The following is a 12,400-nucleotide window of genomic DNA, read 5'->3' as shown; positions in this document are numbered from 1 at the left end:
GGCCAAAAAACCTCTTCTCCCCTAAAAAACTTTGCGCCTCCGCGCCTTTGTGGCCAAAAAAACCTCTTCTCCCCTTAAAACCTTAGCGCCTCCGCGCCTTTGTGGCTAAACCCTTCAAATCCTTCTCAATAAAACCTAAACTTTAAGTAGTAAAAGTAAAAATATTTTTATATCTTTAGTTAAGAATTGCTCAAGAATCCTTTCGGGGCATTAAATACTCGATTACAGACAATTAAGTACCTTTTTAAAATAATCACTAACCAAAAAACAAATCATGATGATGCTTACAACTGAAAAGAATGCCTTGGCCAAACGTAGCTGTTTATTTGGGATAGCCTTGGTTGCAACCCTTATGTTGGTCTTCTCCTGTGCGCCTGATGAGGACCATGAACTGATCCTTGAAGAGGATGTGAGTGGTGAACTGGCCCTGCGCGCCTCCTCGGGGGAAGTATTTGATTTGGTGGAAACCCCACCCGTACCTAACGGAGGATATGAGGCATGGATCGCCTACCTCAGCCAAAACCTGATCTACCCCGACAAGGCAAAGCAGGATGGAATAGAGGGAACAGTTTATTTATCCTTTGTAGTGGAAGTGGATGGCTCCATACAGGGAGTGGAAATCCTCAGAGGAATAGGCGGAGGCTGCGATGAGGAAGCCATGAGAGTCGTCAAAAACGCCCCCGACTGGGAGCCCGGCAAACAACGAGACCAAACCGTAAACGTACGGATGCGCGTTCCCATCAAGTTTCAATTGCCGGAAGCTTAAAAAAACCTGCCACAAAGGCCCGAAGGCGCAAAAGAAATCCTTAGCGTCTTCGCGCCTTAGTGGCAAAGAATAAAAACTTAGTGCCTTCGCGCCTTAGTGGCAATAAAAAACTTTCCGCATTTATATATCACAATATTTTTTTCACTAAATTGACTCACTGTTAGCAAGTTATTTTTTTATTTATTTTTTAAAATCTTGGTATGGAATTTTTGGATTTAACCGAAAAAGAGGAAAAAATTGGAAAAGCGATTGTAAACGCTGCTTACAATATTCACGTAAAACTTGGCCCTGGACTTTTAGAAAGGGTTATGAAGTTTGCCTAGCCCATGAATTAAATAAAGTCGGATTTAATGTAAAAAGGCAGGTGACAATCCCCATTGTATATGATGGGATTAGTTTCGACGAGGGCTTAAGATTGGATTTGCTGGTCGAAGATTCAGTTATTGTGGAATTGAAAGCTGTAGACGCTGTAAATCCCGTCTGGGAAGCCCAGATCATCAGTCACCTAAAACTTACAAACCTTAACCTGGGCTACCTCATAAATTTCAAAGTTCCCCTAATCAAAAATGGTATCAGAAGATTTAAGAGGTGATTTTTTTACTGGCCACTAAGACCCTAAGGCACAAAGAGAAAAAAAAAACTTTGGGTCTTCGCGCCTTAGTGGCTCAAAACCTTCTTCCCTAAAAACTTAGCGCCCCTAGCGCCTTAGTGGCCAAAAACCTTCTTCCAGAAAAAACATAGCGCCTCCGCGCCTTAGTGGCCAAAAACCTTCTTCCAGAAAAAACATAGCGCCTCCGCGCCTTAGTGGCCAAAAACCTTCTTCCAGAAAAAACATAGCGCCTCCGCGCCTTAGTGGCCAAAAACCTTCTTCCAGAAAAAACATAGCGCCTCCGCGCCTTAGTGGCCAAAAACCTTCTTCCAGAAAAAACATAGCGCCTCCGCGCCTTAGTGGCCAAAAACCTTCTTCCAGAAAAAACATAGCGCCTCCGCGCCTTAGTGGCCCAAAACCTTCTCCCCTAAAACAAGCGCCCCTTGCGCCTTAGTGGCCAAAAACCTTCTTCCATAAAAAACTTAGCGCCTCCGCGCCTTAGTGGCCCAAAACCTTCTCCCCTAAAAACTTAGCGCCCCTTGCGCCTTAGTGGCCAAAACCCTTCTCCCCTAAAAACTTAGCGCCTCCGCGCCTTAGTGGCTCAAAACCTTCTTCCCTACAAACTTAGCGCCCCTTGCGCCTTAGTGGCCAAAACCCTTCTCCCCTAAAAACTTAGCGCCTCCGCGCCTTAGTGGCTCAAAACCTTCTTCCCTACAAACTTAGCGCCCCTTGCGCCTTAGTGGCCAAAACCCTTCTCCCCTAAAAAACTGAGCGCCCCTTGCGCCTTAGTGGCCCAAAACCTTCTACCCTAAAAACTTAGCGCCCCTGGCGCCTTAGTGGCCAAAAACCTTCTCCCCTAAAAACTTAGCGCCTCCGCGCCTTAGTGGCTCAAAACCTTCTTCCCTAAAAACTTAGCGCCCCTTGCGCCTTAGTGGCCCAAAACCTTCTTCCCTAAAAACTTAGCGCCTTTGCGCCTTAGTGGCCAAAAACCTTCTTCCCTAAAACTTAGCGCCTTCCCGCCTTTGTGGCTACATCAAAGTACAAATGATAATGATTACTACACCCCGGGTTAAAACTCGCCTCGCATTTAGGACACGTATTCTCCGAATCCATATACTCCCTTATACTCAGCTCATGCCCGCATGCCCCACACAGGATCGCCTTTTCATCAAACTCATCCTTCGGCCACACCTCATGCTCATGGTCGGCCTCCTCCTCATGACAGGAAAAACAGGGATAATATTTGTCGCAGCATTTGAATTTGATGGCGATGATATCCAGTGCCGAGTGCCAGTGCACACAGCGGGTATGGTTGTCGACCGATTTGCCGAAGACATTGACATCCCCGATTTTGACCAGGTTGAATACTTCAGGTTCCTTTTCCTGGGCAAAAGCATTGCCTATGGAAAAAAGGAACAGGAAAAGAAGAGTGAAAAGGGTTTTATTCATGGGGTAGGTTGGGCTAAATGTTTAATGAGAGCAAAAATACAAAAATTAAGAGAAGCCCGCTCTTTCAACCAGAAATTCAAGAATTACAGCATAAATTCTCTAGGCCAGTTTTACAAAATTGTCTTCAATTTTTACATGAAAGTTTATTTCTGCTTTTAATGCTTTGAACACTTTTAAAATAGTGCCGATGGTTGCACTGTTTGCACTACTTTCCAATTTGGATATTTGTGATTTCTGTACCCCGACGAGTTTGCCCAACTGCTCTTGGGTCAAATTCCGCTCTTTCCGGGCAGTCTTTATCATTTTGCCCAGCACCTCCATTCTAAGTTCGTACTCATAGGCATCCCGCTCAGGAGTTCCCTCCTGCCCGATATACCGGTCTTTCATTTCGGATAGGCTTGACTTTCACATTTCCTTAGTAGCCAAATGGTTTACAGTTATGTCCTAAGCCTGCACTTTCAGGAACACCCTCTTAATCGTACTGATTTCTCGACTGCTTTGACTTGGAGCGTTAAAGGCTTTTTTGATTTATGGAAAACCTTGGAATGAACCAAAAAAGCGAATGGACAGAATGTGCCCGCTTCTAAGTTGAAGGAAAATTAATCATCTCCATTCCACCAATACACCAGGTCTTCTTTTCCTAAAACTCTTTCTAGCTGCTCGTAAACCCACCAAACACTAGAAAATAATCCAAAATGAACGTGATCATTTCCCCTTGCTTCAAACTGGAAATATTCAGATCCTAAAAAATGCCTACCGATTATTCGCAAGTAAAGGGATGCGATATCCTGAAGAAACCTTACATCATCCCAAAAAGAATCAAGCCCGGGATCTGATAGGTTATGTTCATTATGTGCAATGTATTTGTTTCTAGCAAATTTAAGGTTTTTAACTTTGGACTCTATAACCTCTGAATCCAGGACGGCTTTTAAATATCTCAGTAAATCTATTTGGGGTATTGTCCCGTCCCAATCAAGATTGTAGTCTGATAATTTGCCTAAGCAATGAATATTATCGGCATATTTTAGATGGATTACATCGGTCAATTGCAATTTGAAAGCTTCTTGTAGTAGTCCTTTAATTGACCTGATTTTATATTTTGAATGGGCATTATCATAAACTTTCGCAAGATGCAAAACACAAAGATCCTGGGCCGAAGATTGCAGATACCCCATCAATTCCTGATCGGAAGATTTTTCCAGTGAATCCAGAAGATTATAATGTTCCCCAATGGACCTATACACAAAGTAATGCCGCTGGCTTAGGAAGAGGTCACTCGCAATTCCTTTTTCTATCGCGTCTTTTAAATCCATAATTACTCCCCGCCATACCCCACCTCCGGCTCCGCAGCCACAGATAGCTCCTCCTTACCTTCCGGATACTGCTCCCCCACCTTCACCTGGCCATTCATCAACATCGGCAGCAGCCAGTCTCTCAAAGAAGCTAATTGTTCGTTTTCTTCAAGTAATTGACTTGCTTTTTTAAAAAAAGGACTGACGGTTTGATTAAATTTTTGTACTAATTTATTATCACAAATAAGAATATCTGTCCCCAAAGCTCTCTCTCTATTTAGACCAGGAACAGCACTATCACTATTCATCATTTGTAAACCGAGGGTATTTAATAAGAAATAAAAGTATTGAATTTCTAAATTATCTTTAGGTTCTACATAATATGATGTATCTATGGGAAAAAAATCTGTATATAAATAGGTGATATTCCCTACAGTTCCTTTTCTTCCCACAACTATCCCAGGACCTTTCACTAAAGCTTTGTTGTGATACCCCACTATCCCCCCAGAGCCTACGACAGGAAACCCACTTCCACTCCTAACTTCTTTTTTTAATGGTTTCCCATAATTAAAATCCAAAACATCCTTCAGTTTACCCTTAGCCCACCCCTCAGGCACTTCCCTTTTCAGCTCCTTGTTCCAGACCATTTTGCCGCCGGAGCTTTTGTAGGGCTTGCCTTTGAGTGCAGGATTGCCCATGGCTTGGGCCTGGGCGACGGAGATGGGGAAGTCAAACTGCACAAACCAGTAATCATAGATCAGCTTGGCCATCCCTTCCAGCTCGGTGTTGATCTTGTTGTTGAGGTCGATTTTCGAATTTAATTGAAAAAGGAAATCTCCTATCTTCTTCTGCTCTTCAAATTCCGGAAGCACCAAATCCAGATAAGAAAAAATCTGCTCATTTAGACTGGCCCGTAAAGTCATAATAGCATTATTGGTCATTGTTTTTCTAAACAATTTACTCCGTAAATAAAATGCCATGTACTTTGGATAGGTAATATCCTCTTGAGTGGGTCTTAATCTTTTAAGGAATCCACTGAATGAAGCCATTTCATAATCTTTAATGGCAACAGAACTCATTCCCAATTCATCCAAGGTTTCACTAGTCCTCGTTAAAAAAATATCACCACTTTTTATCGAGTAGACAGTTTTTTCCTTCTCTGACGTATCCATCAAATCAGGTAGGTTTTCTGGTAAAAAGTAATTGTTAAAAGCTGTACTAAAAGACAGAAAAGGAGCTCCATGTCCAGCTTGTTCAGGTCTGGAAGATATTCCTGAACTCATTCTATATAAATTGCTGAATTTATAGGTTTTTAATTTACTCATATTTCAAGCTTTTTATATTTTCCTGAATCTCCTTCTCAAGCTCATTAGATTTAGTGAACAAATCTGCTAATTTATCTTCAAACCCCTTCAGCTTCGCTTCAAACTCCCTCTCCGTAATATCCACATACTCAATCTTCACCTCAAAATACTGCCCTGCACTCAGGGAATAGTTTTTGGCCTTGATGTCCTCATAGCTTACCACCACCGAAAAATCATCCACTGCTTCCTTTTTGTTGAAGGTGGCGATGATGTGGTCTTCCTCATCAGGGGAAAGAAGGGTTTTCTGGTTCTTGCCTTCCTTCACGGTAGTTCCCAACCCAGAGGCATCTATCAGCACCACATCGCCCTTGTTTTGCTTGTCGAGGAAAATCACCGATACGTTGGTGCCGGTGGTAGCGAAGATATTGCTCGGCATACTCACCACTCCTGCCAGCATCTTTTGTTCTACCATGCGCTCCCGGATGGACTTTTCTATGCCTTTTTGGGCGGTGATGAAACCTGTCGGCACCACGATGGCCGCCTTGCCCTTTTCATTTAGCGAAAACATGATGTGCTGCAAAAACATCAGGTAGATGGCCATGCTTTCCTTTTTGGTCTTAGGCACATTGGGAAAACCAGCGAAAAAGCGTTCTGCATTCTCCTTTCTGTCCAGATCCTGCACAAAATCGGAAAAGTCGAGCTTGAACGGCGGGTTGGAAACGATGTAATCGAATTGCTGCAGGGCTCCGGAAGGGTCCCTGTGGTAAGGGTCCAGGATGGTGTTGCCCTTGACAATATTTGGAATCGAATGCACCAGATCATTTAGGATAAGGTTTAGCCGCAGCAGGTTGGAGGACTTTTGGGATATGTCTTGGGAGTAAAGACTACACTTGTTCTCCCCTATCTCATGGGCCAGGTTCATCAGAAGGGTCCCGGATCCCGCCGATGGATCATAACAGGTCACGTTGCTCACCTCTTCCTGCACCAGACACTTGGCCATGATTTTGGCCACGGCATGCGGGGTGAAGTACTCGGCGTATTTGCCCCCACTGTTGGTGTTGTAATCCTTGATCAGGTATTCGAAAATGGTGGCGTAGAAATCAAACTTCTGGTGGAAGATATGCTCAAAACTGAAATTGATGAGCTTGTTGATGATGGCCCGGCAGAACTCATCCCGCTGATCGGTCACGTACTTGCTGATGTTTTCAAATAGTACCACCTTTTCGCCCCCATTGGTCACCACCGAAAAGATGTCGCTGTTTTCCTTGGCGATATCCAGCAGGGTATTGTCAAAGATTTCGGAAAACTTGGGCTTGTCCTGCTGGTGGAAAAGGCTTGAAATCAAATGCTCGGGCTGCAGGCGGGCGGTGCTTTCGCTCATCTGCATCAAGAGCATTTCATACTCTTCTGCAGGGTAGCTTTTTAGTACGGCCTCCCAATTTTCGGCCTCGGCTATCTTTGGGTCAAGTTTTTTGACCTCATGTACAAACTTGTCGTTCAGAAACTTGTATAAGAAAACCTGCGTGATGATTTTAAACTCGTTGCCGTCGTTGCCCAATCCATAATTGGCGCATACACTTTTCAGGCTATCAATAAGTGCTTTTGTGTCTTTCTCAAAAACTACTGTAGGGGTCATATTTAATTTTAAGCTATTGGGAAATGGAAGTCCTAGATCCTTCCATAATATTCATTCATGTATTCCTTCACCATCAGGCTGTTGATGCGCTTGGAAGTGGCCGCATCCAGGGGCAGATGGTATTTGTTTTTCAATTGTTCGATGACTTGCCGCACCATCATCTTTTCCACAAAGCTCTCGTTTTCGAGCATCCTGGAGTTTTGCAGAATCTGGGCATCTACCGCCTCCTTGAGCCCCTGCAGCGCCTCAAACAGTTTGCTCTCGCTGTCGGTCAAAGGGTCCTTTTCCATCAGGCGCTTGTGGAGCCGGGCATATTTTTCATCATTGTCATACTTGGCCCGCAGCAATTGGTTCTTGCGTTCCAATTCCTTTGCCTCGCGGTGGATTTTGTCCAAGGCTTGGATGTTCAGCTCCATTTCCTCCTTGGTCACCTCATTGAGGTTTTTCTTTTTGAAAAGGCGCTCCAACTCCTCCCGAAGGGAGATAAAAACCGGATCCCTTTGGTCAAAATTGCCCGCCAATGCTTCTCTGGTGCGCTGAAGCGTGTCCTTCAGTTTATCTGCCAGCACCATTTCCTCTTCCTTGACTTTGGTAAAGGCAAACAGGACATCCTCGAGTGCAATATTAAGCAAATTGGTGGTATCTACATTTTTCTCCAGGGCTTCTTTGGTGTTGATCAAGGCCAGCCTATCGTTGGCTTCCCTGGATAGAACCGTCAATTGCTGGAAGTCAAGCTTTTCCAGCAGGTCATAATTTCCGCCCAAACGGATAAGGTTGTAGAGGCTTTTGGCATCGTTGAGTGCCTTGGTGATCTTTAGCATCTCCGACCGGCTGTTGATCTGGCTGATCTGCTGGGAAAAGGCTTCTTTGTTTTCAGTATCATAGTGAAACAACACCTCCTTGATTTCCCGGATCTCTGTTTCTACCTCTTCAGCGGACTTGAAGATGTTGGAGTAATGCTGCATCTCATCCCCCAACTCATTCTGAAGCTCGTTGAAATACTCCCGGTTGGTCTTGTCAAATTCCTTCTGGATATCCGCAAAATCCACCACGTAACCATATCTGAATTCCTTGTAGGTTCTGTTTACCCGGGTCAAAGTCTGCAAAAGGTTGTGGGACTTGATGACCCGGCCGATGTAAAGCTTCTTCAAGCGCTTGGCATCAAATCCGGTCAGGAGCATGTTGTAGACAAAGAGGAAATCAATCTTTCCATCCTTGAAATCCTCGACCAGGTCCTTCCGGTCCTGTTTGGTGCCTATGTCATGCAAAATCAGCGCAGCCGAAGTAACCTTGCTCATCCTGTTTTTGTGGCGGCTATAGGAAAGCACCGGCTCAGCGGCCATCCCAAACTCCTCCTCCAATTCCTTTTCGGCATACTTTTCTTGAAAGATTTCAAACATCATCTTCGCCTGATCCGAAGAATCGCAGACAACCATGCCCCCGATGGAAGCGTCATTCATGGTAATCCGGGCTTGTTCAAAATCCCGTACAATGTAATCCAGCATGGGCTCCACAAACTTATGATGTGCATACACCACTTTCTTGTCGGCGTTGCCCTTCAGGATCTCGATTTCTTCCAGAGCTTCCTTGAGTTTTAGCTTGTAGCTGGTTGCTATTTCCTCCCGGATCAGTCGCAAGGTATAGCCATCGGCTATGGAGGCATTGTAATAATACTTGTGGATGTAATCCCCGAACAGGGCCCTTGAATTATAATCCGTACCCAACAACGGGGTGCCTGTCAGGCCTATCTTGATAGAGTTGGGATCGGATTCCTTGAGGTTGGCCAGAAAGCTGCCTTTGGGATTGTAACTGCGGTGCACTTCATCCAAGAAGTAAACCCGCTGGATATTCACCTGATAGTCCGTGTTGCGCACCACATCGGGATCATCCTGGAACTTCTGGATATTAACCACAGTGATTTCGGCTCTTCCGGAGTGGTTGTGGATAACGCTGGTGGCCTTGATGTCTTTGGCAAAATCTTCCCTGGAATTGACCGTATGAACAACCAGCCCCCTGTCCTTAAATTCCCCCGCTGCCTGGGTGAGCAGGTCAAGCCTATCTACTATGAAATAAAACTTGGGCACCACACCCCGATTGCTGAAATAATCCGTCAGGAACTTCACATTGAAATAAGCTAAGGCGGTTTTGCCACTACCCTGCGTATGCCAGATGATGCCCTTTCGGATACCCGCATCCAGTTTGGAAGCGATGGCTTTGGTGGCAAATAGCTGCGGATACCTCATGATATGCTTTTCCAAATGCTTCTTCTTCACATAGACAATGGCATATCGGAGGATAAAGGCTAGGCGCTCCCGCTGAAAGAGGGAAGTGCAAATCCTGTTGGTTGGGCCGTTGGGGTTCTTGTTGAGAAGAAACTCCTTGGAATACTTGATGCCGACCAGGTTGGTATCTTTCAGCACAAAAGACTCCAGCGCATCGTCTTCGGGCTGTAGGATTTTGGCAAGGTCAAAGGAATGTTCCTCCCTGAAGTAATTGAACTGCGGTTTTTGATACGACGAGGTGGCATAGAAAGCCCCTTCTATGGCCTGAGGAGAATTGTCGTCATACTCCATGTTGTTGGAGAAAACCGTCAACTGGGTAAGGTTGACAAACTTCCTGAATTTCTTGTTTTCGAAGCGGGTTTTAATGCGCTTGTGTTCGGCCAAAATCCCCTCCCGGTTGTTGGGCTTCTTCACCTCTATGAAGACCAGGGGCATGCCATTAATGAGCAGCGTGATATCCGGCCTGAACTCCTCCTCATCCTTTCGGTAGGTAAGTTCCGTCACCACATGGAAGCGGTTGTTATCGAAATCCTCAAAATCGATCAACCTGATCCCGCTCTGCTCGGTCAGCTTCTGGTAAAAAGCCCTCCCCAGATCCTCATTTTCCAGCGAAAGCGAGAGTTCCGCATATATCCGCTCCACATCCCCCTCCGAAAGCCCCGGATTAAGCCCATGGATCCTTTCAAAAAGAATATCTGTAAAGATATTGGTCTCCGGATCCCACTGCTGCTCTTTAAGGGAAAGATAAGTATACCCCAACCTCACCAGGTGCAGCACTGCCGGTATTTTAACTCTAGAATCCTCGTTGAAAGCCATAGGCAAAAGTTACTTGAAAAATGGTGATGGGAAGATATTAAGGAATTAGGGGATTTGCAAAAGGGGGAGGATAGGTTATATTTAACTTTTTGAAGCTTGCAAAAGGTGAGGATATTAGGACAAAAGCTCAATAGAATCACTAATGTTAACTTTGAAAAATGCTCAATTGAAGCATTTGAGCCTGCTTTTGCTAAACCCTGGTAGCCAATTTTGATTTATTAATGCCCCCTTAGTTCATGTAGTTTAGAAGATAATAATTCATTCTCTTTTATAAAGTCTAATAAATATTCCTTAGTAACTATAAATTAATTATGATTTTTATCTTTTGTAGCTAGTATTTGCTCGTCTTCATGTGTTACTTAATAACTATGAATGATTCGATTTCTTTTTTCGACTAACCCCTAAAATAAATTAGCAATTTGATCGCATGAATTCTCTGTTATTGTTTTTTTAATAGGCTCGTTTAATTGACCAGATGTTTTATCTATCAAATCATACCAATTAAAATTTGTATTGTCAATTCGGAGTATATTTTCAATTACGAAGTGATTATTAGAGTTAAAAACACTAATTGCTGATCCTAGTAATTCTCGATATTGCTTCGACGGTAATGCTTGTCTTGAATATTGTTCGTACATGATATGTTGATGAGTTTGAGTTTGGTTTATCATATCGGCTACCGACCAAGGTTTTGTGCTGTGGCCTAACCTAAATTAGAATTTTAAATAAAAACGACCGGCCATAGTACAATAGCCCATGTTGCTCGTGGAGACCTAAAAGCTAAAGACTCTGATTGAACAAAAACGCTATTCTCATTTTCCTTGAGGCTTGAAATGGCTACAGAATGTATTCAATCCCGCTTTCAAAATAGTAGCAAAAGCAAGAACAATGAATGGTGTACACATGGACGCCGCAAAACCAAGCTTATCACCTATAATTCCAGAAGCAGCTGATACAACAACTAGCACAGTAACATTAGCTTCAGATGTTAGCTTTTTTGATAGTTCATTCTCTGGTGAGTCGCATATAAGCAAAGCCAATTCGTGTAAAAACTTTTGAAAAATTGATTGGTCCCAATTGTTAGAACCCTTTGTTGACATCCCAAATGTAGGCTGGGCAGCAATCTCATTACCAATTGTATCAAGTGGTATCCCCCTGCTATCCATTGATAAAACTGCCGACCTTAAAGGCTCATCCAATTGATTTAAAAAGTCAGTGTATTTAAACTTCTCAAGCGTAGTTTGCATTTTAAATAGTTGATAAGAGGTTTGGAAGTATTGAACTATAAGTCACATATGTTACGTTAGTGTCCGAAGCTAATGGAATGTTTCCAATAGAAACAACGCTAGGTGGAGCTAAAGTGCCTCTTAATATGCCACAAAGAGCGCCATCTGACCTCCGAATCACCGCTGACCCAGAACTTCCTTGAAGAGTCTGGTGTGAAATAATCAACTCTTTGATTTCCAGCGTATCCATGAACAGCCTTACACCTTTAGCCGAAACATTTGTTATCTGAGCTGTCTCTAAGAAGGAACCCAACGTTGAATAAGGGTAACCTACAACTACGAGTTCCTCGCCAACACTAATCTCGTTAAATTGGGTATGTATCTTTGGAAAAGCTGCGCGAAAATCGGTGGTTCTTCCCTTAAAGATCGCTAAGTCGTGTGCAGGATCAATCTTTACTAGATCAATTTCAATTGCCGCAGTTTCTTGTAAGGGATATCTTTGACTCGCACTGATATCTCCCAAGTGTGGAGGAATTGCAATCTTATAATTTGTTGAAGCGCCTAATTGATGCAATGTAGAAACAAAAATTGGAAATCCATCTTTTTGTGATACAAGCACGGCGCTTGAAACCAATTGGTCATCTGATGCGAGGGGTAATACTATGGCCATATCTCTGATGTTCATTTTTGGTTTAGTCGAAGAATAGTAGCGATGTTATGCGACTTTTCCCCATTGCGTACAACTCTAAAATAAGCATAAAGTACGCATATCTGGAAAAATTCAACCCACTTGGCTGACCGCTAGTAATCCTAATTTTCATTTACCCCCTAAAACTAACCCATTCCCCCTCCCCCCACAATACCGCGATCAGGGTATTTTTACTCAAAACATGAAAAAAATTTAAGGAATTTTTAGAAAGAGGTTTAAGGGATTATGGGATTAAAGGATTAATGGCTTGCGAGCTATATCCCCAGCGACCACCTACCCGTTCTACTCGCAGTGCTCAGTGCACAGCGCTCCCTGCTCAGCTCCCCCCACA

General features: G+C 43.7%; 9 protein-coding genes and 2 pseudogenes. 3 read left to right on the top strand and 8 right to left on the bottom strand.

Features of this window, described 5'->3' with window-relative positions:
- Positions 1 to 445 precede the first annotated feature (445 nt).
- The 3 genes and pseudogenes from KIH41_RS02495 to KIH41_RS18100 all read left to right on the top strand — a co-directional run.
- A pseudogene (locus KIH41_RS02495) lies at positions 446 to 766 on the top strand (energy transducer TonB); the annotation flags it as partial.
- A gap of 200 nt (positions 767 to 966) precedes the next feature.
- Entirely contained in the window at positions 967 to 1,089 is a 123-nt protein-coding gene (locus tag KIH41_RS18105; RefSeq protein ID WP_246538913.1) for a GxxExxY protein, read from the top strand.
- 38 nt (positions 1,090 to 1,127) lie between these two features.
- A pseudogene (locus KIH41_RS18100) lies at positions 1,128 to 1,358 on the top strand (GxxExxY protein); the annotation flags it as partial.
- A gap of 1,002 nt (positions 1,359 to 2,360) precedes the next feature.
- Here the strand turns inward: KIH41_RS18100 and KIH41_RS02485 are convergent.
- From KIH41_RS02485 to KIH41_RS02450, 8 genes are all read right to left on the bottom strand, one after another.
- Positions 2,361 to 2,804: a CHY zinc finger protein gene (locus tag KIH41_RS02485; protein WP_214161409.1), complete on the bottom strand. Its 444-nt coding sequence runs from the start codon at positions 2,802 to 2,804 to the stop codon at positions 2,361 to 2,363.
- 99 nt (positions 2,805 to 2,903) lie between these two features.
- Positions 2,904 to 3,191 carry a helix-turn-helix domain-containing protein gene (locus KIH41_RS02480; protein ID WP_214161408.1) on the bottom strand — a complete coding sequence of 96 codons (288 nt, stop codon included), beginning with the start codon at positions 3,189 to 3,191 and terminating at the stop codon, positions 2,904 to 2,906.
- 212 nt (positions 3,192 to 3,403) lie between these two features.
- Entirely contained in the window at positions 3,404 to 4,117 is a 714-nt protein-coding gene (locus KIH41_RS02475; protein WP_214161407.1) for an AbiU2 domain-containing protein, read from the bottom strand.
- A 2-nt stretch (positions 4,118 to 4,119) separates the two neighbouring features.
- The gene (locus KIH41_RS02470) at positions 4,120 to 5,421 is read right to left on the bottom strand and encodes a restriction endonuclease subunit S (RefSeq protein WP_214161406.1); all 1,302 of its coding nucleotides are present in this window, start codon (positions 5,419 to 5,421) and stop codon (positions 4,120 to 4,122) included.
- Positions 5,414 to 7,036, bottom strand: coding sequence for an HsdM family class I SAM-dependent methyltransferase (locus tag KIH41_RS02465; RefSeq protein ID WP_214161405.1), 1,623 nt, complete (start codon positions 7,034 to 7,036; stop codon positions 5,414 to 5,416). The genes KIH41_RS02470 and KIH41_RS02465 overlap by 8 nt, the downstream gene beginning before the upstream one ends.
- A 32-nt stretch (positions 7,037 to 7,068) precedes the next feature.
- Positions 7,069 to 10,134, bottom strand: coding sequence for a type I restriction endonuclease subunit R (locus tag KIH41_RS02460; protein WP_214161404.1), 3,066 nt, complete (start codon positions 10,132 to 10,134; stop codon positions 7,069 to 7,071).
- A gap of 812 nt (positions 10,135 to 10,946) precedes the next feature.
- A complete protein-coding gene (locus KIH41_RS02455) occupies positions 10,947 to 11,381 on the bottom strand; it encodes a hypothetical protein (protein ID WP_214161403.1) in 435 nt (144 codons plus the stop codon).
- Between the two features lies 1 nt (position 11,382).
- On the bottom strand, positions 11,383 to 12,045 hold the full coding sequence (locus tag KIH41_RS02450; protein ID WP_214161402.1) for a trypsin-like peptidase domain-containing protein: 663 nt from the start codon (positions 12,043 to 12,045) through the stop codon (positions 11,383 to 11,385).
- Positions 12,046 to 12,400 lie beyond the last annotated feature (355 nt).

Source organism: Litoribacter ruber (assembly GCF_018500185.1).
Classification (GTDB): domain Bacteria; phylum Bacteroidota; class Bacteroidia; order Cytophagales; family Cyclobacteriaceae; genus Litoribacter; species Litoribacter ruber.
Note: the sequence above shows the minus strand (reverse complement) of the source record. Positions and strands in the feature narration are given on the sequence as shown.